The 25,410-nt window shown below is 70.9% G+C and carries 18 protein-coding genes; 7 read left to right on the forward strand and 11 right to left on the reverse strand.

Annotated features, from left to right (window positions below; all coding sequences use genetic code 11):
• Window positions 1–48: 48 nt before the first annotated feature.
• Window positions 49–849, forward strand: a complete 801-nt coding sequence (locus HNV26_RS04690; RefSeq protein WP_171440213.1) for a pseudouridine synthase — start codon at window positions 49–51, stop codon at window positions 847–849.
• A gap of 32 nt (window positions 850–881) precedes the next feature.
• A complete protein-coding gene (locus HNV26_RS04695) occupies window positions 882–1,652 on the forward strand; it encodes a hypothetical protein (protein WP_253816231.1) in 771 nt (256 codons plus the stop codon).
• Window positions 1,653–1,655: 3 nt separating this feature from the next.
• Here the strand turns inward: HNV26_RS04695 and HNV26_RS04700 are convergent, their stop codons facing one another.
• From HNV26_RS04700 to HNV26_RS04740, 9 genes are all read right to left on the reverse strand, one after another.
• Window positions 1,656–2,480 carry an aminotransferase class IV gene (locus tag HNV26_RS04700; protein WP_171440214.1) on the reverse strand — a complete coding sequence of 275 codons (825 nt, stop codon included), beginning with the start codon at window positions 2,478–2,480 and terminating at the stop codon, window positions 1,656–1,658.
• 17 nt (window positions 2,481–2,497) lie between these two features.
• Window positions 2,498–3,067 carry an anthranilate synthase component II gene (locus HNV26_RS04705; RefSeq protein WP_171440215.1) on the reverse strand — a complete coding sequence of 190 codons (570 nt, stop codon included), beginning with the start codon at window positions 3,065–3,067 and terminating at the stop codon, window positions 2,498–2,500.
• Window positions 3,064–4,518: an anthranilate synthase component I family protein gene (locus HNV26_RS04710; RefSeq protein ID WP_171440216.1), complete on the reverse strand. Its 1,455-nt coding sequence runs from the start codon at window positions 4,516–4,518 to the stop codon at window positions 3,064–3,066. The genes HNV26_RS04705 and HNV26_RS04710 overlap by 4 nt, the downstream gene beginning before the upstream one ends.
• A 74-nt stretch (window positions 4,519–4,592) precedes the next feature.
• Window positions 4,593–8,102 carry an ATP-binding protein gene (locus HNV26_RS04715; protein WP_171440217.1) on the reverse strand — a complete coding sequence of 1,170 codons (3,510 nt, stop codon included), beginning with the start codon at window positions 8,100–8,102 and terminating at the stop codon, window positions 4,593–4,595.
• 20 nt (window positions 8,103–8,122) lie between these two features.
• Entirely contained in the window at window positions 8,123–9,124 is a 1,002-nt protein-coding gene (locus tag HNV26_RS04720) for a hypothetical protein (protein WP_171440218.1), read from the reverse strand.
• Entirely contained in the window at window positions 9,111–10,322 is a 1,212-nt protein-coding gene (locus tag HNV26_RS04725; RefSeq protein ID WP_253816232.1) for an endonuclease domain-containing protein, read from the reverse strand. The genes HNV26_RS04720 and HNV26_RS04725 overlap by 14 nt, the downstream gene beginning before the upstream one ends.
• 163 nt (window positions 10,323–10,485) lie before the next feature.
• A complete protein-coding gene (gene mhpA / locus HNV26_RS04730) occupies window positions 10,486–12,063 on the reverse strand; it encodes a bifunctional 3-(3-hydroxy-phenyl)propionate/3-hydroxycinnamic acid hydroxylase MhpA (protein WP_171440220.1) in 1,578 nt (525 codons plus the stop codon).
• 39 nt (window positions 12,064–12,102) lie between these two features.
• Window positions 12,103–13,050: an SDR family oxidoreductase gene (locus tag HNV26_RS04735; protein ID WP_171440221.1), complete on the reverse strand. Its 948-nt coding sequence runs from the start codon at window positions 13,048–13,050 to the stop codon at window positions 12,103–12,105.
• Window positions 13,047–13,868 (reverse strand): lysophospholipid acyltransferase family protein, encoded by an 822-nt coding sequence (locus tag HNV26_RS04740; protein ID WP_171440222.1) that lies wholly within the window; start codon window positions 13,866–13,868, stop codon window positions 13,047–13,049. The genes HNV26_RS04735 and HNV26_RS04740 overlap by 4 nt, the downstream gene beginning before the upstream one ends.
• Window positions 13,869–13,980: 112 nt before the next feature.
• On the opposite strand from HNV26_RS04740, the gene HNV26_RS04745 reads away from it, so the two are divergent.
• Genes HNV26_RS04745 through HNV26_RS04760 form a run of 4 tightly spaced genes read left to right on the forward strand, consistent with a single transcriptional unit; the run spans window position 13,981 to window position 18,655 of the window.
• Window positions 13,981–14,931, forward strand: a complete 951-nt coding sequence (locus HNV26_RS04745) for an ABC transporter ATP-binding protein (RefSeq protein WP_171440223.1) — start codon at window positions 13,981–13,983, stop codon at window positions 14,929–14,931.
• Window positions 14,931–15,956 (forward strand): ABC transporter permease, encoded by a 1,026-nt coding sequence (locus HNV26_RS04750; RefSeq protein WP_171440224.1) that lies wholly within the window; start codon window positions 14,931–14,933, stop codon window positions 15,954–15,956. The genes HNV26_RS04745 and HNV26_RS04750 overlap by 1 nt, the downstream gene beginning before the upstream one ends.
• Before the next feature lie 14 nt (window positions 15,957–15,970).
• On the forward strand, window positions 15,971–17,470 hold the full coding sequence (locus tag HNV26_RS04755) for a class I SAM-dependent methyltransferase (RefSeq protein WP_171440225.1): 1,500 nt from the start codon (window positions 15,971–15,973) through the stop codon (window positions 17,468–17,470).
• Between the two features lie 18 nt (window positions 17,471–17,488).
• A complete protein-coding gene (locus tag HNV26_RS04760; protein WP_171440226.1) occupies window positions 17,489–18,655 on the forward strand; it encodes a pyridoxal phosphate-dependent aminotransferase in 1,167 nt (388 codons plus the stop codon).
• Between the two features lie 9 nt (window positions 18,656–18,664).
• On the opposite strand, the gene HNV26_RS04765 is transcribed toward HNV26_RS04760, so the two are convergent.
• Together HNV26_RS04765 and HNV26_RS04770 are read right to left on the reverse strand one after the other, a co-directional pair.
• Complete coding sequence (locus HNV26_RS04765) at window positions 18,665–19,642, reverse strand: fatty acid desaturase (protein ID WP_171440227.1); 978 nt, start codon at window positions 19,640–19,642, stop codon at window positions 18,665–18,667.
• A gap of 115 nt (window positions 19,643–19,757) precedes the next feature.
• Window positions 19,758–21,260 carry a class I SAM-dependent methyltransferase gene (locus HNV26_RS04770; RefSeq protein ID WP_216611806.1) on the reverse strand — a complete coding sequence of 501 codons (1,503 nt, stop codon included), beginning with the start codon at window positions 21,258–21,260 and terminating at the stop codon, window positions 19,758–19,760.
• Between the two features lie 87 nt (window positions 21,261–21,347).
• Between HNV26_RS04770 and HNV26_RS38885 the strand changes: the two genes are divergently transcribed.
• Window positions 21,348–25,388 (forward strand): non-ribosomal peptide synthetase, encoded by a 4,041-nt coding sequence (locus HNV26_RS38885; protein ID WP_301338432.1) that lies wholly within the window; start codon window positions 21,348–21,350, stop codon window positions 25,386–25,388.
• Window positions 25,389–25,410 lie beyond the last annotated feature (22 nt).

Here is a 25,410-nt window from a genome sequence, read left to right on the forward strand (position 1 = left end):
GTGGAGGGCGCGGGCGAAGGTGGGTGGAATGAGAGAGGACGTGGGGAGATGGCGCGGAAGCAGCGGACCCCGAGGTGGCTGGAAGCGGCACGGCGGCGGGGGCCGGAGGACGTGCAAGCGTCCGGAAGGTCGGACTGGTTGGCGAGGGCCCTGGGGAAGGCCGGAGTGATGCCTCGCGCCCAGGCGGAAGCGGCCATCCGTGAGGGACGGGTGACGCTCGATGGGCGGGTGGAGCACGAGCCCTTCGCGCCGGTGCGTCCCGGGATGGAAGTGCGGGTGGACGGGCTGGTCCGGCAACTGGCGGCGCCCGTGTTGGCGCTGATGTTCCACAAGCCAGCGGGGCTGGTGGTGCACGGCTCGGACGCGGAAGGCGTGGGCACCGTGTTCGAGTGTCTGCGTGAGCGGCTCACCCCTCCGCTGCGCGACTATGAGTGGCTCGCGGTGGGCCGCCTGGACCGGGACACCACGGGGTTGCTGCTCTTCACCAACGACGAGCGTCTGGTCCAACACGGGACGTCACCCGAGCGGCACCTGCCCAAGCGCTACGTGGCGGGCGTGGTGGGGCCGCCACCGGAGGATGCGCTCCGCCGGCTGCGTGAGGGACTGGTGCTGGAGGACGGCCCGACGCGGCCCGCGAGGGCCCGGCTGCGCGCGCCGGACGTGGTGGAGCTCACTCTGACGGAAGGGCGCAACCACCAGGTGAAGCGCATGCTGGCGGCGGTGGGACATCCGGTGAGGACCCTGCACCGCGAGGCCGTGGGCGGCGTGACGCTGGACGTGCCCGAGGGCGCGTGGCGGTTGCTGACGGACGAGGAAGTGTCCCAGGGGTTGTCCTTCTCCGTCTCCTGAGGGCGCGCCCGCCGCGTGTCGACTTCAGGGCCGTGGACGATTCCGCGGCCCGTGAGCGTGGCGGCTTCCCCGCCCGGGCCTTCTGGCTTGGTGTCTGCGGCGTCACGGCGGCCTTCAGCCTCTTCTGCCTGGGCGTCGAGTACACGCCGGACTCGCTGCACTACCTCTCCGTGGCGCGTGGGCTGCTGTCGGGCTCGGGGCTGTCGGGCACGCTGCTCGCGGTGGACACGGCGATGCCCCGGCCGCTGGACTTGTGGCCACCCCTGTTTCCCATGGCCTGGGCCGTCCTGTTGTGGCTTGGACCGGATGCGGCGGTCATCACCCTGCACCTGCTGTGCTTCGCCGTGCTCGCCGCGGCGCTCTTCTCCATGGCGCCGGCGGGACAGGGCGCGCGCTACATCTGGGCGTGCGCGGTGCTCATCGTCCTCTACCGTCCCTTCGGGCACGTGGCGGCGGCGGCGTGGTCCGAGCCCTTGTGCGTCGCATTGCTCGCGCTCGCCCTGGCGCGGGAGGTCCGGGGCGCGGACAGTGTCGGCCGTTCCTTCCTGGTGGGGGCGCTGCTGGGTCTGGCGGTGTTGACGCGCTACGCGGCGCTGTTCGTCCTGCCCGGGCTCCTGGTGTGGCGCTTCGTCCGGGCGCGTGAGGAAGGGGGGGCGCGGCGGCATGCCGTGCATGCACTGGCGCTGGGCGCGGGGTTGGAGACGGATGCCTACTGGTCCACCGTGTGGAGCACCGTCTGGGAAATCCGTCCCGTGGGCCGCGCGTCTCCCATAGACGGGCGCGAGGCGGTACCCGCGCCGTAGGTCTCAGCGCTCGCGCGCCGCGACGGCCTCGACGAGGCTCCGGATGTCCTGGGCCAGCGCCAGACTGGTGGGGAGCGGCCGGCCGAGGAGGCTGGGCACGCCGGTGGCCACCTGGGCGGAGTTGGTGAAGACGCAGGCGCTCACCTGCGCGAGCTGGGCGAACGAGACAGGCCGCTCCACGATGGGCAGCGTCCCCACATGTCCGGCCTCCAGGAGCACTTCGCGGATGATGCCGGGGAGACACGGCGCGGACAGCGGCGGCGTGACGAGGACCCCGCCGCACTGGAAGAAGACGTTGGCCGTGGGCAGCTCGCAGACCTCGCCGGCCTCATTGCCGAGCAGGGGCAGGCGCTCCACCAGGCTGTACTGCCGGAAGTAGGCGAGGCCCTTGTGATTCAGCGTGGGCTCGCCGCGGCGGTAGGCCGCCGGCTCCTGACTGTCCAGGGCCCGTCCCTCGCGGTGCATCCGCTCCAGGTCTGGGGCGTGCTCGCGGAAGGTGAGCAGCACCCGGCCATCACTTGCCGACAACTTGCCCACACCTCGGAACGCGGGGCCCATCGCGGCGTCGGCTCGCAGGCAGCGCTCAATCGTTTCGCGCACCGCCGCTTCAGCGAGGAGCTCCGACGGTGGCGCGCGGACGGCGCCGGGGAAGGTGGCCAGGCTCGCGCGCAGCCGCGCCAGGTGCCGGGCGAGGAACCAGGGCTCGCCGGCCTCGATGCGGAAGGTGGAGAAGAAGCCCGCGCCGAAGAAGAAGCCCTGCGCGAAGTCCCGCAGGTGCAGCTCTTCCCAGCGCCGAACCTCACCGTCCACCGCGACCGTGGAGAACATGGCGGCCTCCTGTGCGCTCAGTGCGCCGGCTCCAGGAAGTTGGCGAGCAACCGGGGCCCCTGGGGCGTGAGGAACGATTCGGGGTGGAACTGGACGCCTTCCAGACGCGGCAGCTCGCGGTGCTTGAGGCCCATGATGAGCCCATCCTGCCACGCCGTCACTTCCAGGCACGCTGGCAGGCTCTCCGCGTCCACGACCAGGGAGTGATAGCGGGCCGCCGTGAAGGGGGCGGGCAGTCCTCGGAAGACGCCCTGGCCCGAGTGCTGGATGGCCGCCGTCTTGCCATGCACGGGCACCGGTGCGCGCACCACCTTCGCGCCGAACACCTGGCCCAGGCACTGATGCCCCAGGCACACCCCGAGCATGGGGACCCGCCCGCCCAGGGCCCGGATGACGTCCATGGACACGCCCGCTTCGTGGGGCGTGCAGGGGCCGGGCGAGATGAGGATGTGGTCGGGCCGGAGCGCTTCGACCTGCGCGACCGTGATGGCGTCATTGCGCACCACCTTCAACTCGGCGCCCTGGGCGCCCAGCGCCTGCACGAGGTTGAAGGTGAAGGAGTCGAAGTTGTCGATGACGAGAATCATCCCGGCCTCCCCACCGATGCCAGGGCCAGGAGCTGCGAGCGCGCCTTGTTGAGCGTCTCCTTGTATTCCTGCCGGGGCTGCGAGTCGTGGACGATGCCGCCTCCCACCTGCGCGTAGGCCAGGCCGTCCTTCACCACCAGCGTGCGGATGACGATGTTCAAATCCAAATCACCCGTGAAGGACAGGTACCCCAGCGAGCCCGTGTAGAGCCCCCGCGCATGTGGCTCCAACTCGGTGATGATTTGCATCGTGCGTATCTTCGGCACGCCCGTAATCGTCCCTCCTGGGAAGAGCGCGCCCACCACGTCCAGCGGCTCCACGCCCGGCGCGAGCTGGCCGACGACCTCCGATTCAATGTGGAGGACGTGGGCGTACTCGACGATGTCCATCAGCTTCGTCACCTCGACCGAGCCATAGGTGCAGACCCGGCCCAGGTCGTTGCGCTCCAGGTCCACCAGCATGGCGTGCTCGGCGCGCTCCTTCTCGTTGGTGCGCAGCTCGTGGACGAAGCGCGCTTCCTCTTCGGGCGTGCCCCGCCGGCGCGTTCCGGCGATGGGCCGCGTGGTGGCTCGGCCGTTCTCCACGCGCACCAGCCGCTCCGGTGAGGCGCTGACGACGTGGAAACCGTCACCTTCGAGATAGCTGGCGAAGTGGACGGGGTTGATGGCGGACAGCGTCTCGTAGAGCGCGAGCGGCTCACCGGGAAAGTCCACCTCCAGCCGCTGTGAGAGATTGACCTGATACGTGTCACCGGCGCGGATGTACTCGCGCACGCGCTCGACCGCGTCCAGGTAGGCCTCGTGGGTGAAGTTGGAGCGGTATGCCGAGGTAGGCCCGTCCATCGCGGGTGGCACGTGTGGCGCCGTGGGCGTCGCGGCGCGGACGTGGGCCTCCAACGCATCCAACCTGCGCTCACAGTCCTCCCAATCCGAGCCCGTCGCCACCGCGAGCAATTGGCCCTCGTGGTGGTCCACCGTCAGGAAGGTGTCGATGAATGACAGGTCGATTTCGGGCAGGTGCAGGTCATCCCGTGGGTGGCGGGGCAGGGACTCGAAGCAGTGCGCGGCCTCGTAGCCGAAGAAGCCCACCGCGCCGCCGCAGAAGAGCGGCATCCCGGGATGCCGCACGCCACGCCACCGGCGCAGCAGCGAGCGCAGCACCTCCCGCGGCGTGCCCTGCTGGCGCGCGCCATCCATGAAGCACTGTCCCTCTTTCGCGGTGAAGCGCAGGAAGGGCTTCGCGCCGAGTAACGAATAGCGCCCCTCGGCACTGACCCGGGTGCTCTCCAGCAGGAACCGGCTCTCTGCTGGGAGGGCTCGCAGGAGGTCCACGGGACGCAGCGCCCCGAGCGGGAGCCGCCGCACCACGGGCACCTGGTTGTAGCCCTGGGCCACGAACGTCTCGAAGGACGTCCGGTCCGGGAAGCGCGTGGGGGCGGGCGGGCGGCTCATGTCGAGGCGCTTGATACCAGGAACGTTCCGTCCACGGCGCCTCGTTCTGGGGCGCCCTGCCGTAGGCAGTGCGCTCAGCGTGAGCCGCGTTCCAGCGTGCGGCGTGCCTCCTTGAGGATTTCGTCCTCGGAGAGCTGGTCGGTGCGAATCGCGGAGCGGTCCGCCTTCAGTTGCTGGACCTTCCCCTCGCGCAGGACATGGAACTGGCCCGGCTTCTGGCCGGGGAGCCGGGTTTCGGCGTCGATGCGGGCCTCGGTGAACATGGGCTTGAGCTTCTTCAGGGCGTTGTCTTCCTTCACCCCGCCGACGAACCAGGTGCGCACGTTCTCCCGGCACTTGTAGTCCAGGTCTCCCGGGCTCTGCGTACCCAGCATGACGCCCACGCCCGCCGAGCGCGCGCGCTTGAGCAGGTTCTCCATCGGCTGCTTCGTCGCGGGCTTGCTCGTCGCGGGCAGATAGATGTCGGCTTCGTCGAAGAGCATGACGGCCTGGAGCTTGGAGGCGGGGTGCTGGCTGGTCCAGCGGTTCGCCTCCTGCAGCAGTTGAGACACCCAGAAGCGGACGCGGCTGAGGTCTCCCAGGTACTTGGTGCTGATGATGCTCAGTCGCGTCTTGCCCGGTGTGCTCGCGGCGCCGCGCCCCAGCAGTTCGCTGATATCCAGACGTTCCCCGCCCGTTGCCAGCAGGGGGCGGAGGTCGAGCCGGAGCACTTCGAGGTCCTGGGCGAGCTTGGCGAACGTCTTGGTTGGCAGGCCCCCCGTTTCCTGCCGGAGCGACTCGTCCTGCTCCGCGACGAACTTCTGGACCATCTCCAGGGTCAGTTCGGTGCCGGGGGGCCGCTGGACCAACAGGCGCAAGGCCTGCGTGAGCAGCGCCCGCGCTGCCTTGTCATTGGGGCTGGTCTTGTATTCGAGCATGCCCGCGATGGCATCCGCGGCCTGCTGCACACCTTGCTCACGCTCCTCCGGCGACAGGCTTTCGAGGCCGCGTGGAATCACAGGGATGGCCAGCGGCCGGCCGTCGGAGCGGCCCGGCGTGTAGAGCGCGACCTCGACGCGCTCGCGCAGCAGGCGGCGCCGCTCGATGAGGGCGGGGTCGTCCAGATGTTCCTCCCAGGAGCGGTCCCGCGCGTACGCGGCGAGGTCCCCCTTCCGGTCGACGAGGATGGCGGGCACGCCGCGGAGGAGCAGCTGCTCCAGGACGTTGAGCGCCAGCGTCGTCTTCCCGCTTCCCGTGGTGCCCAGGAAGGCGCTGTGGCGGGTCAGCTCGGAGGGGTCCACCGTCACCACCTGGCTGAACACACCTTCCGAGGCGCCAATCCGCAGCGGTCCTGTGAGTGTTTCCGAGAGAGGCGGGGCGGAGGGTCTCTCGTTGCCCCTGAAGCCGATGGGGGGCTTCATTCCCTGGGGCGGTGTCATGGTGCGGCCCGTCAGCATCGGCGATTCGATGGTGATGTCCTGCAACGGGTCATCCGAAAGGGATTGGGCCCGGCCTTGTCTGTCCCCCAGGGAGACGATGGGCTCGCGCGCGGAGCGCACGCCTCTCGCCTCCAGTGCGCGCGTTTCGGCATGGGCCGGAGGGGTGGACGTCGCTCTCGAGAGGACTTCGGCCGGGACAGGCGTTCCATAGGGCAACGTCGGTGGGCTGTTGAACAGCTCTGTCTGTGCCTTGGTTGCGGTGCTCCGGGCTCCGACATTGGCCGTCGGGACACCCGTGCTAGCCCTGGGGGCGGTCTTGGACGTCTTTGGCCCGGAGGACGGGGGCGTGGCGTCCGGCTTCTCCAGCCCCAGGATGTCGCTCACGGACTTGAGCCGGGTGATGGGGCGAGCCGTCCGGCTCCATTCCTGAAGGGCGGCTTCACCCGCGTGCCTCTCACGGAAGGTGCGCAGGGCCATGAGGTCCCGAAGCTCCGTGTCTCCGACGACGACCCGGCGCCCGCCCTTGCGGAGCAGCGCGCCCAGTTGCTCGGCGACGACACCGCCGGGGCGGGCCGGAGGGAAGTCGGTGGTCCGCACAACCACGGGTGTCTTTCCCGAGGACTTCTTGAGCGCTTCGGTCATCTGCCTGCCGAGGCCGCCGCCACGCGAGTCCCTCTCACACAGCGCGACGAGGAGCTTGCTTCCCTCCGGGTGGACCTGGACGTCCAGCATCTCCTTGTCCTTGGGCTTGACGTCGAAGCGCTTCGTGTCTCCGAACTCCTTGCCGCCGGCTTCAATGGCCCAGGCCAGCAGTTCCGCGACACGCGCGGGCTCTTCGGGCGGGTCAATTCGCAGGGTGGCGCGGAAGTCCGTCCACAGCTGGTCCATATCCAGCTTGGCGGCTTGCGACTGCTGAACCACAGGTGAATTCGCCACGCCCGGGCCCTGGGGACGTTGCAGTGGGAAGCTGGCGGGCAGCTTGCCGTCCTGGATGGCGCGGTCGCGGTAGCGGCGGCACTCATCCAGGACGTCACGGGCGCGGTGTCCGCCCAGCGCGTCGAAGCCGTTCGCAGGAATGGGCCAGGTCGGGTTCGACGGGGAGACCGTGAAGCCTCGCTGTTCGAACAGGTCTTGCAGTCGCCGCGCCGCGAGGTCCCTGGCCGTTTCGGCCGTCACGGTCCGCTCCAGCGTCACGGGCTCGGGGTCGTTCTCGATGCGATCCACCGTCCCCTGGTTGAGCAGGGGCTTCATCTTCGCCCAGTAGTCGGCGAGGCAGCAGAAGACCACGACCGCGCGAGGCACCTTGCTCGCGATGGCCGCCAGGCTGTTCATCGCGCGGCGGAAGGAGTTCTCCATCTGCGGGCGCTGTTCGAAGTCGCTGACGTCCTCGACCTGGTCGACGCAGAGCACGAGCGCCTGGCCCAGGCCGCCCATCAGCCGTCCCAGGTGTTCCACCATCCGCGCCGGCGCATCGTCGGCCGTCCGGGGGATGAGGTTGCCAATGACGCGCTGGTCCGCCTCGGACAGCTCCTCGCAGCGCAGCCAGTGGAAGATGCGGCGGTTGAGCCGAGGGTCTCTTCGATGCAGGTAGATGAGGGCGCGCAGCAGGTCGACTTCCACTTCCCGGAAGCGAGGGTCCAGCAGCAGCTCGTCCGCCACGGCCCGGATGGTGCCGTGCAGCTCCTCGTCCTCCAGAATCTTCTCGTCCTGCAGGTGCAGCACGAACGCGCTGGTGCACTGGGCCATGAGCGCGTCCGACAGGTGCATCAGCCCGCTGTCGTCATCGCCTCCCGCCCGAATGAACGGCTTGTCCAGGGAGTCGATGAGGTTGGACAGGATGTAGCGGTCGTACTGGGTCGCATCGACGGTCATCGGCATGTAGCCGACGAAGCCCTTCCGCTGACCATGCGCGAGGTTGCGGAAGGCGCGCACCAGGTGCGTCTTGCCGCTGCCTGATTCGCCGAGCAGGAGCAGCAGCTTGCCGGCGCTCGGGGGCGTGTCCGACGAAGCCTTGTCGAGCAGCCGCTTGAAGGCGCGGCGAGCCGGCGCGTTGAGGGCCTCCACGTCGAACGGGTCCGCCTGCCAGATGTGCTGGCCCTGTTCGACGCTGGTGAAGACCTCGCGAGAGTCATCAAGGAAGATATCGAGGCGGGGGTCGTTGGCCACGGGGCGCTCCTGGGGTCGGGCTAGACGACGACGAAGTGGAAGCTGGCGCCGAAGGACCGCACCTCGGACTCGGCGACGTCTTTCGGATCCATGGCGGACACGAGGTCCGCGCGCGTCAGGGACAACAGCTGGGTTCGGTTGGCCTCCAGGAGCGCCGCGTCGAAGGCCTCACGGGTGCTCCACTCCGGTTGGAGGGCCTTCCACACGTGGGAGATGAAGACCTTGTTCTCGCCGAAGCGGCCCGTGGGCAGGGCGCGGGCGACCGACAGCACGCGCTCGGCGAAGGCCGCCGGAGCGGGAGGGGCCCCCGGGCTCGTGGAGGCACGGTCCGCCGGCGCGTCCTCGGAGGCGCCGGCGTCCTGCGCGACAGCCCACCGTCGCATCAGTGACAGGCGCACGGCCTCCGCATCCACGCGGGGGGCGCCCGCCGCACGTGCCGCGAGCTGCTCCACGCCCTTGCGCGGGTCCGTCGTCTTCGCGTCCAGCATCTGCCCGAGCAGGTGCGCCTGCACCGCGCCCAGGGTGAAGGGCCGGTCCGTCTCGACGCCGAGCTGCCGCCACAACAACCGGTCCCGCGTCTGGGCCAGGGTGAGGCCTTCCTCGGCGTCCAGCCCATGTTGGCGCTGAAGCGCGGCGGCGCGCACGCCGTCGGCGCTCTTCATTCGCGCCGCCACCGCCTTCGATGGCGGCAGGTCCAGGCTGCGTGCCACCAGGTGCGTGGCCTTCAGCCTCTTCCACGTCAGCCCCCGCGGCGGCTGGTCCAACTGAAGGAAGCGCAGCACCTCTGTCCGGCCCTTGGGCGTCAGCTCCAAGCCGCTGCGCCCGCGCACCGCCACTGCTCCTCCGCCCAGCAGCGCCTCCATGAGCGCCTCGAAGCGGAGCTTCCATTCCGCACGGCTGAGCTGATGCTCCACGAAGGGCCGGAGCGCATCCTCCAATTCCTTGCGCGTACCTCGCCGCTCGCTGCGCGTCATGAGCCAGGACAAGGCAATGCCTGACAGCCGGTGGTCAGCGCTTCCCATTCGATGCTTCCTTCCCGGTGAGCTCACCCCTGCGGGTGGCAATCAACGTGTCGAGGGTTTCAAGAATCTCTTCCAGTCGCGTCACCACGTCGTCCGCGAGGAAGCGGACCACCCAGTAGCCCGAGCACTGGAGTGCAACGTCCTTGCGCCGGTCCCGGCGGAAGCCGTCGGGGCTGCGGAAGTGGAAGTAGCCGTCAATCTCCACGGCCAGGTTCAGCTCCGTGCAGAGCAGGTCCACTTCCAGCCTCCGGCCACCTCCGACCGGGTCCACGTGGCCATTGAGGACGAAGAGGCCTCGCGTGGAGGCATGGTCCTGGAGCCGGGCGTGCAGGAACTTCTCCGCCTCGCTCCGGGCGCGGCCATTGGCGTCCCGGTAGGCCGAGGCGATGGTGCGCACCGCCGAGTCATAGAGCGCGACGACCTGTTCGGACGAGCCTTCCTGCCGGAGCCGGACGCGCGTGGACGCCACCGCGGCCTCGGGGAGCTCGCGGGTGTCTTCGTCGAGCTCCGGCTCGGCCAGGTCCAGCCGGCCTTCCCGCAGCATGGCGAGGATGTGGGACTCCTCCCTCCGGAGGTGCTCGGCGAGTGCCTCGGCGGTCAGCACGCAGCCCGTCGTGAGCGCGGGGGCCGCGGTGCACAGGGCCGCGGCGGTGCGGAGCGCCCGGAAGTCAGAGGGGCCGGCCCGCACGCGCAGGGCCGGCGTGCTTCCAGCGGGGACCAATGCCATCAGCGTTTGGAGTGCCGGCAGCGGCGCGCGCGCGATGGCCTGGCTCACCGCGTCTGGGAGCACACCGGAGGGCGGCGGGGCCGGGCTCTCCAGCAGGGCCCGGCACAGCTCCCAGGTGGCGGACTGTCCCTGCGGCGGCGTCAGGCCTTCCAGCAACACGCGCCGCTGGTGCGCCGTCTTGCCTTGGAACTGGAGCGTCCGTGCCTGGTTCTGAGGCTGGGAGCGAACGATGAACACCTCCGCGTCACCCATCAGGTCCCGTTCCCTGGCGAGCGCCGCCGCCCACGCGGAGACGACGGCGCGCACGTCATCCCCGTCCACGACAACGACGCTCAGGCCCCGGCGCTGAATCCACTCCGTCCAGACGGACAGCGCCCGCTCCGGCGGCCCGACGAGCGTGCTCAGCGTTGCAATGCCTTGCGCGCGTCTCCGGGCATGCCGGTCCAGTGAGCCGAGAAGCGCTGCATCCAATGGTGGGTGCAAGCCATTTCCCCCGAGGTCGCGCGATGGTCTGCCTTCGCGGAGGGTTGGAAGCCTGCTCCTCTCATGGACTTCGATGCAACCCCCTGGGGAGGTGTGGACAGTTGAGAGTGATTGTGCTTGGGCGAGTAATGTCTGTCGTCTGTGCAACGGCTCAGGCCTCTTCCACGCCCAGCGCCGCGCGCAGCTCGGGCATCCGGGCCAGGGGCACCGCGCCGAAGACGAAGCGGTCCGGCCGCACCACGGCCACGTCCGCGCCGTGCTCCCGGAACCACTCGGACAGCCTGCCGGTGTGGTCCTCCACGCTGTCGTCGCCCAGTCCCGGGACGCCCGCGGAGCGCACGGTGACGGCGCGGGCCCCCAGGGATTCGGCCAGCTCACGGGCCACCTCCGTCCCCGGGCTGCCGCCCCGGCTCAGCACGGCGAAGCCGGAGCCCAGGCTGTCATCCAACAGGTGTTCCTCTCCGGACGCACGACGCACGCGAGGTTGGGGGAGGTAGCTGCCTTCGGCGGCCTTCCGACCGGAGCGGCGGCCGCCCAGCATCCAGCCCTCCTCGATGGCGGGCGCCGGCTTGAAGCGGAACCCCTCCACGAAGCGGCGCGCGGCCGGGACGGCCTGGAGGCCCCGGAGCACGGTGTCACGGACCCAGGCCATGGGCGTGCTGCGCGCGGTGAACACGGAGCCCAGCCGCGCGGTGGCTTCCAGCAAGGCGCGCACGTGCGGACGGCGCTCCACGGCGTAGGTGTCCAGCAGCGCCTCGGGGGCGCGGCCCTGGAGGACCCACGCCAGCTTCCACGCGAGGTTCGCCGCGTCGCGCAGCCCGGACACCAGGCCCTGCCCCATGAAGGGCGGCAACAGGTGGGCCGCGTCTCCCGCCAGGAAGGTGCGGCCCACGCGCCAGCGCTGCGCGACTACCGAATGAAAGCTGTAGAGCTGCGCTCGCTCCACCGTCACCCGGTCTGGATTCACATAAGGCCCAATCAGGCGGCGAATCGTGCCCGGCTGCGTCATCTCCTCGCCCGTCTCGCCCAGGCGCAGGCGGAACTCCCAGCGCAACCGCCCCACGGGGCCGCGCCCGACGAAGCCGGGGCGGACCGGGTCGCAGACGACATGACATTCGACGGGGGCGTCTTCTTCCGCCACGGTGCCGGAGATGGCAATCCACGGCTCCTGGCCGTCGCGGCCTTCCATGGGGATGCCCAGCAGCGCGCGCACCGTGCTCCGCCCACCGTCACAGGCCACCAGGTAGCGGGCGCGCACCCCGTGCCGGACTCCGGATGTCCGGTACCGCACGGTGACGCCCGCGCCGTCCTGTTCCAGTGACTCCACCTCGGTGCCCGTGCGCAGCTCGGCGGCGGGGAAGCGTGAGAGGCCCTCGCGCAGCGCCTTCTCCAGGAGCGGCTGGTGGAAGAACCAGATGGGCGCGTGGCCGTAGCCGAAGTCCACCTGGCCCAGTTGGACCTGGGCAATGGGTTGGCCGCCCACGCCGGTGAAGGTGACGTGGCGGCCCTGGCGCAGGTCGGGCTTCAGCGCGTCGAGCAGCCCCGCGGCCTGGTAGATGCGCAGGGCCTCGTCGTCACAGGAGAAGGCCCGGGGTTGGCCATGCGGCGCGGCCTCCCGTTCGAGGACGAGCACGCGCACGCCCTGGAGTCCCAGGAGGTTGGCGGTGAGCACACCCACCGGCCCGCCTCCCGCGATGACCACATCCACTTCCTCGATGTCGGCCGACATGGACTTCCCCCCGGAAGCAGGTCCGCTGCGGGGAGAAGTCTAACGTCCTTGGCCCCCCGCGGGGAGGACGGGCGAGGATTCGCGGAAGATGCGCAGCGAGTCCGCCACGCTGTGTCGGTATTCGAAGCCCGTGGCGTCCAGGAAGCGGCGGTTGTCCACGACAATGGGGAAGCGCAGGTGGTCCAGGGCGCCCATCGACAGGCGGGGGAGGCCGGCCCGGCCCAGCAGCATCGATAGCAGCGGCGCGGGCAAGGGCACCGCCTTGCGCCCTGTCTCCCGGACGATGACGGACAGCGGAATCGGCGGAGGGCCCGCCACGTTGAAGAGGCCCCGGACCTGCTTCTCCAGCGCCAGCGTCAACGCCGTCACCACGTCTTCCTCCTGGAGGACGTGGAACAGGGGGTCGTACCCGAGCACCAGCGGCACGCGACGGCCCTTGAGGAAGGAGGACAGCGTGCCGGTGCCGGGAGCCCCCAGGGTGTAGGGCAGCCGCAGCACCGCCGTCGTCATCTTCGGCAGGCGCCACAGCGCGGTGGCCGCGTACAGGTCGGCGGCCACCAGGTCCGCCAGCTCCGGAATGGCCTCCAGCGCGCGAGGCGGCTCGTCCTCGGAGTGGTACAGCGGCGAGTCCGGCGCCGCGCCGTAGAAGGTGTGCCGCCCCACGAAGAGCACCTGCTTCACGCCATGGGCCGCGCAGTGGTCGAACACCGCCTTGGTGCCGTCCAGGTTGATGCGCCCGCGCTCCTTGCCCGGCACCGTGAAGGCGGTGACGGTGGCCATGTGCACCACGGCTTCGGGACGCCAGCGGCGGAAGACGTCCTCCGCGGCGCGCTTGCGCACATCGCCCCGGTAGACCTGGATGCCGGCCTCCTTGGCCTCGGCCCAGGGGCGCGTGTCGATGCCCGCCACCTGATGCCCGCGCGCGTGCAGGTGCAGCGCGAGCTGGCGGGCAATGCCTCCGGAGATGCCTGGAATCAGCACCCTCATGGCAGCAGGTTCCTCCCAATCCGCCGGCTGTGCCGCTGCGCGCGGCCGCGCTCGATGAGCCCCGCGATGCGCTGCTTCACCTTCTCCACATAGCCCTCGATGACGTGGTCCTCCTCGTCTCCCGTGCCCTGGAAGACGAGCGGCTCGCCGTAATGGATTTCCAACTGCACCGGCAACGGCAGCGGCAACAGGTAGGGCGTCAACGGGACGTAGGGCACGCCGAGCAGCTTCCCCAGCGTGTACGCGTTGAACACCGTGGGGACGGCCGAGCCGCCGCCCAGGAACGCGAAGGGGATGATGGGCGAGCGCGTCTGCAACGCCAGGCGGACGAAGCCGGTGCCGAAGTCCACCAGCGAGTAGCGCTCGTTGTAGAGCTTGGCCGTGCCGCGCGCGCCCTCGGGGAAGATCATCAGCAGCCGGTCATCCTCCAGCAGCCGCTTGGCGTGCTCGGGCAGCCCGATGAACTGGCCGGTGCGGCTGGCCCACAGCGAGGACACTGGGAAGTTGTGGAGGAAGCGCTCCACCATGCCCTGCGCCAGCCGGGGCGGGTCCATCTCCAACATGGTGGACGTCAGCACCATGGCCCCGTCCACCGCCACGCCGCCGGAGTGGTTGCCCACCAGCATCCCGCGGCCCCGCGGGGGGATGTGCTCCACCCCGTAACAGCGCACGCGGAAGTAGTAGCGGTAGATGGCGCCAAAGACGCGCAGCGCATGTTTCACATGAGACTTGGAGATGCCGTACGGGTCGACGCCGTATTCGTTGAAAGGCAGTTCCAGCCGGTCCACCCGGGCTTCCAATGAGTCGGTCAGGGCCACGGGGGCACCGTACCACCCCGACGTGCCCGGCCCCGCCGCTTTCCACACCGGGTCGGTTGGGCACCCGCCGGGTGTTGAGCGATACTCGCCCGCGCGCCCCCAGCCCCCATCCATGACACACCAGGACGAGCTCGCCATCGAGGTGAAGGGATTGGTCAAACGTTTCGGCGACGTCACCGCCGTGGACGGAATCGACCTGGACATCCGCCGTGGCGAGTGCGTGGGCCTCCTGGGCCCCAACGGCGCGGGCAAGACGACGACCGTGGAAATCCTCGAGGGCCTCCAGACGGCCACCTCGGGGGAGGTGCGGCTCCTGGGGTTGCGCTGGGAGACGGACGCGCCGGTGCTGCGGGAGCGCATTGGCATGACGCTCCAGGAGACGCGGCTGGTGGACCAGCTCACGGTGGAGGAGATGGTGCGTTTGTTCACCTCCTTCTACCCACGCCCCCTGGAGGTGGAGGCGCTCATCGGGCTGGTGCAGCTGGGCGAGAAGCGCCATGCCCGGGTGGGCAAGCTGTCCGGCGGCCAGAAGCAGCGGCTGGCGTTGGCGCTGGGGCTGGCGGGCGACCCGGACGTGCTCTTCCTGGACGAGCCCACCACCGGGTTGGACCCCCAGTCGCGCCGCGCCTTGTGGGACGTGGTGGCGCAGCTCAAGGCGCGCGGGCGCACCGTGGTGTTGACCACGCATTACATGGATGAGGCCGAGGTGCTGTGCGACCGGCTGGTCATCATCGACCGGGGCCGGGTGATTGCGCGCGGGACGCCGCGGGACATCATCACCTCGCTGGGCGCGGAGCAGGTCATCGAGCTGGAGGCGGAGCCCTCGCCGGAATTGGAGCGGTTGCGCCCGCTGCCGTCGGTGGTGGCCGCCCAGCGGCACGCCGGCCGCATCACCTTGCGGGTGCGGGAGCTGCACCTGGCGCTGCCGGAGGTGCTGCGCGAGGTGGCGGCGGGGGGCGGCCAGTTGCTGCACCTGTCCACCCGGCGCCCCACGCTGGATGATGTCTTCATCGACATGACGGGCCGCTCCCTGCGCGAGTCCGCGGAAGAGAAGGCGGCCTGATGAACGCCCTGGGCCAGCTGGTGTTGATGCGGCTGCGCATGTTGATGCGGCAGCCGGAGGTGCTGTTCTGGACGTTCATCTTCCCCGTCGTCACCTCGCTGTTCCTGGGGCTGGCGTTCCGGAATGACTCCCTGGGCCCGGTGCGTGTGGCCGTGGCGGAGGGGCCGGGCGCACCGGCGCTGATGGCGAAGCTGGAGGGCGTGCCGGAGCTGTCGGCCGAGGTCGCGGACGAAGCGTCCGCCCGGCGGCGGCTGGCGCGCGGGCAGCTCTCCCTGGTGCTGTTGCCGGGGGCGGTGCCCGAGGCGCTGGTGGACCCCAGCCAGGCGGCGGGCCGCACCGCGCGGCTCCTGGTGGAGCAGGCGCTCGCCGCGCCGGAAGTCACCGCGCGTCCCGCCGTGGTGAAGGCCACGCCGGTGTCGGAGCCGGGAAACCGCTACGTCGACTTCCTCATCCCCGGCCTGCTGGGCCTTTCGTTGATGTCCAGCAGTCTGTGGGTGGTGGCGGGCTCGCTGGTGGCGATGCGCGGAGGCAAGCTGCTGAAGCGGCTGGCCGCGACGCCCATGCGGCGCTCCCAGTTCTTCCTGTCCTACATGCTGGCGCGCGCGGGGTTCGCGCTGGCGGAGGTCTTCTTCTTCTGTGCCTTCGCGCGCTGGCTCTTCGGCGTGCCGATGTTCGGCAGCTACTTCACGTTGACGCTGGTGGGGCTCGCGGGGGCGCTGTGCTTCGCCGCGCTCGGCGTGCTGGTGGCCATCCGGGCGCGGACGGAGGAGGCGGTGGGCGGGCTCGTCAACCTCGTCTCGCTGCCGATGATGTTCGTCTCCGGCGTCTTCTTCGCGTCCGGGAACTTCCCCTCTTGGTTGCAACCGGTCATCCGCGCCTTGCCGCTCACGGCCATCAATGACTCGCTGCGGGCCGTCATGCTGGAGGGCGCGGGCCTGGCTTCACTGGGTGCGCCCATGTTGGTGCTGGCCGCGTGGACCGTGGTGCCGCTGCTGCTGGCCCTTCGTTGGTTCCGCTGGACGTAAAGGAGCGTTGCTTCGTGTCTCAGCCCGTTTCCGCGCCGTCCCCCGCCTTCGTTCAACAGCTCAACTTCTACGCGCGAGACGCCAGCAACGAAGCGGCGGCGCTCCAGGCCGCCTTCGCGCTCGGCCTCTTCGGCCACCTCCCGGAGACGGGCTCGGGCGCGCCGGTGTCCTTGGCGGTGCTCGCGAAGCGGGTGGGCGGCACCTGGCGAGGGACGCGCTCCGTCGTCGAGCCGCTGGTCGCGTTGGGCTTCGTCCACCTGGAGGAGGGGCGGGGGTATTCGCTGCCCGCGTCGACCGCGGCCTTTCTCCGGGATGAGGCGTTCATTGACGGGCTGCGGGAGGCGCGGCGGTGGTGGCATCCGCTGGCGCTGCTGCCCCAGGCCGTGCGCGCTGGAGGCCCCGTGGCGTGGGGCGGGGCGTCGTGGGACGTGCTCGGGTGGTACCGCGCGCTGTTCCTGTCGCCCGCGCCATCCACCCCGAGCGCCGAGGCCCGGGACTTCCATGACCGCTTCGCCCGCAACCCCGCGCGCACGCTGGCGCTGGTGACGGCCGCGGAGCTGGACGTGCTGGTGAAGCTGGTGCGTGGGCCTGTGACGCTGGACGCGCTGGCGCGGGAAGTGGGCGCGTCGGCGGAGGCGCTGGAGGTGCTCCTGGGCGCGCTGGCGGCGATGGGCATCGTCCAGGCACGGGAGACAGGCTGGGGCTTCACGGAGGCGGCGAGCCGCGCGCTGGACGCCCAGAGCCTCCCGTACTTCCAGCGGGCGCTGCCGGCGACCATGGCCTACTGGGAGGCGCTGGGGCACCTGGACGAAGCGGTGCGCGAGCAGCGCTTCCGGTTGGACTTGCGTGACCCGGAGACGGCGCGGCGTATCTACCAGGAGAACGCTTCACGCATCTCCAGCATCTTCGCCTCGCACCTGCGGCTGAGCCGGCAGGCCGCGACGCTGGTGAAGGCGATGCGGCCATTGGCACAGGCGCGCGTGTTGGACGTGGGCACGGGCTCGGGCGTGTGGGGCGCGGCCTTCGGGTTGGCGGACCCCACCACGCACGTCACGTACCTGGATTCGCCGCACGTGCTGGACGCGGTGCGGCCCCACCTGACGAAGCTGAAGCTGGAGGCCCGCTCCGAGCTGTGGGCGGGGGACTGCCTGTCGGTGGACTACGGCGAGTCCCGCTACGACGTCATCCTGCTGCCGCAAATCATCCCCGCGCTGCCGCCCTCGGAGCTCCCGAGCTTCTTCGCCCGGCTGGCTCGGGCGCTGCGTCCCGGCGGGCTGCTGCTCATCTCCGGCTACCTGCTGACGGACCGGCGCGACGGCCCGCTGGACGCGCTCTACTTCGCGCTGCGCCGCTACGTGACGAACGAGGGGGACGTGCTGTCCCTGCCGGAGTTCCGGGCGCTGTTGGGGCCGGTGGGCCTCACGGACGCCCGCGGCTTCGACATGCCCATTCAGCAGGTCGTCATCGCTCATCGGGGAGACGTCGCGTGGCCGGACGTCGCCCTCTCCGCCTGATTCCTTTTCGGGAGCATCATGGAACCGCTGCGCACCTTCTTCATGGAGGACTATCTGGAGGGCTCGCGCTTCACCGCGCGCTTCAACCTGGGGGAGTCCGGTGGACGCCCCGTCACCGTGGGCGAGCTGCTCCTCGGCTCGGGCGTCAGCGCCGAGCGCGCCGCCGAGGTGTTCCTCTCCACGCCCTTGAATGACAGCCCCAACTGGGGCCGCGCGGACCTGCGCGACGCGGTGGCGGCCATGCACCCGGGCGCCTCGCGGGACAACGTCCTCATCACCACCGGCACCAGCGAGGCTTTGCTGCTGCTGTTCCGCCAGCTCCGCCCGCGCAAGGTGGCCCTGGCGTGGCCGGCGTTCCAGCTCCTCTACGAGCTGCCCCAGCGGCAGGGCGCGGAGGTGGTGCGGCTGCCCGTGACATGGGACGTGAACGGCGTGCCGTCCGTGGACGCGGACCTGTGGCTGGAGCGGCTGGAGCGCGAGCAGCCCGACACCGTCATCATCAACAACCCGCACAATCCCAGCGGCCTGGTGCTGACGGCGGAGCTGCTGTCGGCGGTGGAGCGCTGGGCGGAGCGGACGGGCGCCACCGTGGTGGGGGACGAGCACTACCGCTTCCTGTCCTCGGAGACGTCCGTGCTGGGCGCGTCCGTGTACCGGCCGGGTTCGCGGCACTTCGTCACCGGCTCCTTCATCAAGTGCCTGGGCTGCCCGGGGCTGCGCATCGGCTGGACGGTGGGTGACACGGCCATGCTGTCGCGGATGCAGAACGAGAAGAACTACACGACGCACACCGTGAATCCGGTGACGGAGTGGGTGGCGCGCGAGGTGTTGCGGGACCTGGACAGCCCCGCGTTGCGCCGCGCTCGGGAGGACTGGCTGCGCAATCGCGCCACGCTCTCTGCCTTCCTGGCGCGCTCGCGCGGTGTCTACGGCGTCGCGCCCCAGGGTGGGCTCGTCACCTGCATCGGCCTGCGGGAGGCCCGGGACGACGCCAGCGCGGAGACGCTGCTCAAGGCCCTGTCGGACGCGGGCGTGTTCGTCCTGCCGCTGAGCGCCATGGAGGCGGGCTCTCCGGACGGAGCGCATCCGCTGGAGCGCGGGCACGGTTTCCGATTGGGACTGGGCATCGCGCCGGAGCGCTTCTCCGAGGCGCTGGACGCCATCGAGCGCGCCACCGCGCGCTGAGCGCCCGCGCTACCGCGTCAGGGATGAGAAGGCATGCTCGCGCGCGGCATAGTCCGCGTCGCGCAGCAGCAGTTGGTGCACGCGCCCCTGGAAGGGCGTGGGCACCGCGGGGAAGAGGTGGTGCGTGAGGTGGTACTCGTCGTTGCGCGGGAAGACGAGCCGGTTGAGCCAGCCCCACGCGAAGACGTGATTGCGGGAGCGGTGGAACTCGTCCGCGGAGGAGATGATGCCCGCGTGGTCCACCGCGTCCGACCAGTAGCGGATGACCTGGTAGGCGACGAAGTAGGGGATGACGTAGGCGCGCAGGAACACGTCCCAACCCACGACGAAGTGCGCCACGGCGAGCAGGCCGCCGATGAAGCTCCAGCGCAGCAGCGTCACCCAGACCGGGTCCTCGCGGTGGAACAACACCGGGCGGATGAAGGCGGGCAGGTGGATGAGCAGCAGGGGCCGCAGCAGGTGTGACTTCACGAAGGGCCGGTCCGGGTCCGCGAAGCCGAAGCGGCGGCGCGGCTGGAAGTCCAGGTCCTTCTCCGCGTCGCCCAGGTGGAGATGGTGGCTGAAGTGGTCCCTGCGATACGGGTCCAGGGCCGTCAGGTCGAGCACCGCCAGCAGGTGCCCCAGGTTCCGGTTGTGGCGCTTGCCGCGCACGAGCATGCCGTGACACGCCTCATGGAGCATGTTGCCCACCGCGCGAAAGCGCGTCGCGATGAGGAAGGCCAGCAGGGGGTACACGAGCCAGGCGGCGCGCGGCGCGTGTGGCAGCAGCAGCTCGAACGCCGCCGCCATGGCCACGGCCAGGCCCAGGTGCAGCGCCAGGTGGGCCAACGCGCCGGGCACGGAGTGCGCGTGGTAGCCGAGCGCGGCGACCTCTCGTGCGTATTCGGCGCGCAGTCTCGCGGCGACGGAGGTCGGGCGCACGCCACGCACGGGCCGGGCGGCTGGGGACGGCAGGGCGTCGCTGTCCTCCTGCGGCGCGGCGCTCACGGGAGACCTTTCGGGGCGAGGGGGGCGGACAGAGGGAACGCTAACCGGGCACCCTTCTCCGGGCAAGGCGAGGGGCGGGAGATGTATCGCGCTGTGTCAGATGTATCGCGCTGTGTCAGGCAGAAGGCGGCCGGGGCGGCGGGGCCAGCGCGGTGGGCAGGGACACGCCGTCTCGCGCGGCGAACACCAGTTCCTGGGTGGGCAGGGGGATGCAGACGGACGCGGTGAGGCCCACGTCCGCGAGCAGCTTCGCGTACTCGGAGGCGGACAGCAGGTCGCCCTCGTTCGTCATGAAGCGACGGAAGCCGAAGTAGAGGTGGTCCAGGGGGCCGTCGCGGCGCTCGTTGAGCACGTACTCGGCGATGACGAGGATGCCGTCCGGACGCAGTGCCCGGGCCACGCGCGCGAAGATGTCTGGGACGTCCTTCGGGCTCAGCACGTTGAGCACCTGGGGGAGGATGATGACGTCGAAGTCCGCGGCGCCGAAGTCCTGGGTGAAGAGGTTCCCCGGCCAGAAGCGCGCCCGGTCCGCGACCTCCAGCTTCGCGACGTTGCGGCGCACCTGCTCCAGCACGATGGCCTGGTCGAAGTACGTGACGTGTGTGGAGGACGACGCGCGCGCGAAGGCCGCGCCCCACACGCCCGAGCCGGTGCCGATGTCCAGCACCGCGGCGCCCTCCAGCGGACGCACGCCCGCGAGCGTGGCCGCGGCGCGGCGGCTGAGCTGGAAGTGGGTGGCGAACACGGCGGTGATTTGCTGGGAGTTGTCCGCGTAGAAGCGCCCGCTCACCTCGGGGTCCTTCAGGTCGAGCACGTAGCGCTCGTGGCGCACCGTCTCGTCCAGGCGCCCGAGGGCCTCCCAGTACCGCGCGGACACGGACAGCGAGCGCACCAGGTAGGCCAGGGCCTTTCCTTCCAGCAGCGTCTTCGCCTCAGGTGTCAGCGCCCACCCATCCTCCTGACGCCGCGTCATTCCCAGCACGGCCAGCGCTTCCAGCAGCACCCCCGGGGCCCGCGTGGACGTGGACTCGCCCAGCGCCTGCTCCGTGCGGACGTCCTCGGCGAGCGCCGCCAACAACCCGCTCTGTCCCGCGGCCAGGAGGACCTGGGTGCGCAGGCCGCTGCGGGTGAAGCGGTCGAAGAAGTCCTCGTGCGCGGGAGTGGCGAACGGCGTGGGCGCCACCAGTCGCTCGCGCAGGTGGCTGAGTACGTCCCAGCGCTGACCCTCGAAGTCCACCGGCTCGCCGGACTTCACGGCGTCGGCCAGCAGCCCCATGGGGCCCCACCAGGGGAGCTCGGCTTGGAGCTGCTGGCGGAAGGCGGCGTCGCCCAGGAGGGTGGCGGTGTGGGGCGCGAGGCTGAAGCGGCGCGCGTCGTCCATGCGGACGAAGTCCAGGCACACCAGCAACTCCAGCAGTGAGCGGAGTCCTCGCGCGGAACAGCCGAGCCGCTCCGCCAGCGTCTCCACTGGCAGTGGTTCACCACGGCCCTCCACGGTGAGTGCGTCGAAGAGCCCCACCCGGAGCGCTGTCTGGAAGAGGGCGGACTCGTTGGAGGCGTTGCGCGCCCAGAAGTGGAGTGACTGTGCGAGGGAGACGGGCTCGTGGGGGGCGGCCATGAACCCACAGCTTGTTCCCACCCGTCCTCCGGGTGCAACCCGGTGCCCTCGCGGCAGGGCCGGGAGCGGCTCTGATACGCTTGAGACATGGAATCACGCGCGTCGATGGTGCAACTCGTCGAGGAGTTCCTGCGTGCGGAAGCGCGCGTCCGTGACGTCTGGGTGTCGCCCGAAGTGGCCTGGGTGGTGCCTCGGCGCGCGGTGCGAGCGGCTGAACTGGACGCACTGCTTCACGAGCGCCTGGGGCCGGATGTGCCCGCAGTGGCGCTGGTGGACGCGCTGCCCCGGCTCGACTCCGGTGACGTGGACGCGGCGGCGCTGCGCCGGGGCACGCCGCCCGTGCCCGCGAGGCTTCAGTCCCTGGAGGGCGCGCTCCGGCAACAGGGCATCGAGGCGGTGGCGCTCGTGGGGGCCCGGCGGGACGATGAGGTCCACACGCCGCTGGACGCCTTGCTTCCCGCCGCGCTGCGACTGAAGGCGGGTGGCGCGGCGCCTGTGTCTTCGTCCCGGACTCCGGCGCGGAATGACGCGGGCAGCCGGCCTTCCCTCATCGATTCGGGACCGCGCAGCATGCCCGCGGGCGCGCCGCGGACGCTCGTCGAGTTGCTCCAGCAGGCCGTGGCGCACGCTCCCGGTCATGTCATCACCTTCATCGATGTACAGGGGCAGCGGGAGACGCTGACGTTCGCCGCGCTCTGGGACGAGGCGCTCCGGCTGTGGGGCGGTCTGCGGGCGCGGGGCGCGAAGTCGGGTGACAGGGTGATGCTCGCGATGGAGCGCCCGGGCGACTTCGTGCGTGGCTTCTGGGCCTGCACGCTCGGCGGCGTGGTGCCGGTGCCGCTGGCGCTGCCGGCGTCGCTGGAGCGCTCGCAGCCTGGCGTCGCGCGGCTCGTCTCGGTGTCGGAGCGGCTGGAGACACCGTGGCTGCTCACGGAGGCGAGGGCCACGGCGCCGCTGTCGGAGGCGGGGCTGCGCGCCCTGGCGCTGCAATCCCTGTCGGGCGCGGAGCCGGGGCCCCTCGCGGCCGTGGAGCCGGAGGCGCCCGCCATCCTCTCCTTCACATCTGGGAGCACCGGGCGGCCCAAGGGCGTGGTGCTGAAGCACGCCAACCTGATGGCGATGGGCGAGGGGATGGTGGCCGGCGGTTGGTATCTGCCTGGGGACTTGGGCGTGAGCTGGATGCCCTTGGACCACGTGGCGGGGACGAGCTACCCCCACCTGCTCGCGCTGCGCACCCGCACGCCCCATGTGCTGGTGGCGCGCGACTACGTCCTGGCGGACGTGCTGCGCTGGCTGGATTTGCTCACGGAGTTCGGCGGGACGATGAGCTGGGCCCCCAACTTCGCCTACGGCCTGGTGGCGGACCGGCTGGAGCGCGAGGAGCGCCGCGCGTGGCGGCTGGAGCAGGTGCGCGTGCTGGCCTCTGGTGGAGAGTCCGTGTTGCCCGCGACGCTCCGGCGCTTCTCCGAGTCCCTTCGCGACAGCGGACTGCGCGAGGACGCGGTGTGTCCGGCCTGGGGCATGGCGGAGACGTCGTCCTTCTTCTCGATGACGCGGGGCGTGCGGACCCATCCCGTGGAAGCGGCGACGGAGCTGGGCCCGCCTCCGGTGGGCGCGGCCCTGCGTGTGGTGGACGACGCCGACGCGGTGGTTCCCGAAGGTCAGGTCGGCCATCTGCAGGCCCGGGGGGCGCAGGTGCTGTCCGGCTACCTGGATGACGCGGAGCTCAACGCGCGCTCCTTCACCGCCGATGGCTGGTTTCGCACCGGGGACATGGCCGTGATTCAGGACGGGCAGATGTCCATCGCGGGCCGCCAGAAGGAGGTCCTCATCCTCCACGGCAACAACGTCTACCCGCAGGACATCGAGGAGGTGGTGGAGTCGGTGCCTGGCGTGCTGCCGTCGTACACCGTGGCCTGCCCGACGCGGAGCGGCACGGCCCAGACGGATGAACTGGCTGTCTGCTTCGTGCCCACGCCGGATGCGCCGCCGCTGGCGGAGTTGCTGCGGAGCATCCGGGAGAAGGTGGGCCGGGTGCTCGGCTTCCATGTCGCGCACCTGTTGCCCCTGGCGCGCGAGCAGGTGCCGCGCACGGAGTTGGGGAAGCGGGGCCGCACCGAATTGCGTCGCCGTTTCGAGGCGGGCGAGCTGGGGGCCGAGTACCACCGCGCGCTGCGCGTCCTGGGCGGACCCGCCACGATGCCGCCGTGCCTGGCGGTGTCCCGGTGGGTGCCTCGGCCGCTGGCGTCCAGGGCGGGAACACGCGGTGCCGTGGTCGTCGTCGCGGACGAAGCCTTCACTGAGGCATTGCGCAAACAGGCTGACGGCCGCGAGGTGGTGCGGGTGGCGCCGGAGGCGAGCGGTGAGCTCGTTCGTGCCATTGAGGCCCTTGCGGAGCGCCGTGTGCCTTGTGGCGACGTGGTGGTGCTGCTGCCGGAGGCGCCCGCGGTTCGTGAGTCTTTGCTTCGCGGGGAGATGACGGCTCCGGATGCGCGCTTCCAGGACGCTGCCTCCAGCGCGCCTGGCGGAGGCGTCTCCGGGGGCGTTGCCGCAGCTGCCCAGGGGGCGGTCTCGGATGTCGCGCCGCAAGCGGCGGTGGTCGCTCGCATGGCGCCGCTGCTTCATGCGCTCCAGTCCCTGGCCAGGCGAGACGAGGGCGCTCCAGTCGTGCGCGTGCTCGCGGTGCTTCCGGAGTCGGGAGGGGACGACGCGGCTTCGCTGGCCGCCTTGCTGACGCCGGGCCTGCTCTGGAGCGCCGTGGCGGAGGTTCCGGGGCTGGACGCGCGGGTGGCGTGGACGCCTCCGGACGTGTCCGCCACCGCCCATGTTGTCGCCCGCGAACTCGCCTCCCAGGATGCCGCGCGCGAGGTGGCGTGGCGGGAAGGCACGCGGTGGGAGCGCGTCTTCACCCCGTGGACGCCGCCAGCGCTCGCGGCACCCCAGCGCTTGACGCGGGGAGGGCTCTACCTGGTCACAGGCGCGCTCGGTGGCCTGGGACGTGAGTGGGCGCGTCAGCTGCGGCAGGGGCTGGACGCCCGGCTGCTGCTCGTGGGGCGGCGCCCTCATGGTTCCGAGGCAATGGCGCTGGAGTCCGAGCTGGGCACCGCGAAGTATGTCTCCGTGGACGTCACGAACGAGGTCGCGCTTCGGAAGGCCGTGCAGGACGCGGAGGCGCACTTCGGTCAGTCGCTCGACGGCGCCTTCCACTTCGCGGGCACGCTGACGCCCGTCGCGTTGGAGCACGAGACGCCGGAGACGCTGGTGCGAGGCGCCGCCGCACATGCGCTGGGCGCGAGGGCCCTCGCGGCAGTCTTGAGGGACAGGCCCCAGGCCGTCTGCGTCTTCGCGGCGTCGTTGATGGGCACGCTGGGCGCGGGTCGCCACGCGGCCTACTGCGCCGGTACGGCCTTCCTCGAACGGTTCGCCGAGCGGTTGACCGCACAGGGCCGCCACGCGGTGGCGGTATCACTGAGCCAGGTGCGGGAGACGGGGCTCGCGCGCTCACTGGGGGCCGCGCCGCCGGGCTACCGGGTGCTGGAGCCATCCCAGGCCCTGGCCTCCGTGGCCTTGGCGGTGGAGCACGCGCCCGCGCACCTGCTGTCGGGCGTGGTGGGGGCGGCCTGGCCCTGGCGTCAGGCGGGATTGGGCGAGGGGCAGCGCCTGGAGACGGCCCATGTCTTCCTGGTGCAGCGGCCGGGAGACGTCCCGCCCGTGGGGCTCTCCGACGCGGTGCTTCACCCTCTGCCGGAGTGGCCCCGCCGAGCGGACGGCGCGGTGGACCGTGAGGCGCTGGCCGCCGACCTCTCCGGGGCGGGGGACGGAGCCGCCGCCGGGCCATTCGAGAGGGTGGTGATGGACGCCTTCCATGAGGTCCTCGGCGCCCAGGGCGTGGGCATTGGTTCTGACTTCTTCACGCTGGGCGGCAGCTCGCTCCAGGCCACCCGGGTGGTGGCGCGCATCAACGAGCGCACCGGCCTGCAATTGCGCGAGGTGGCCCTGTTCGAGCACCCCACGGCCACGGCGCTGGCGGAGCACGTGCGGCGCGTGGTGGACCTGACGCAGTTGGACGTCTCGGTGCTCAGCGACGCGCAGGTGGACCTGCTCCTGCGCGTGCTGGAGCCCACGTGAGCGAGCCGGTAGTCCCTCCGTC

The sequence above is a fragment of the Myxococcus xanthus genome (genome assembly GCF_013116825.1).
Taxonomy (GTDB): Bacteria; Myxococcota; Myxococcia; order Myxococcales; family Myxococcaceae; genus Myxococcus; species Myxococcus xanthus_B.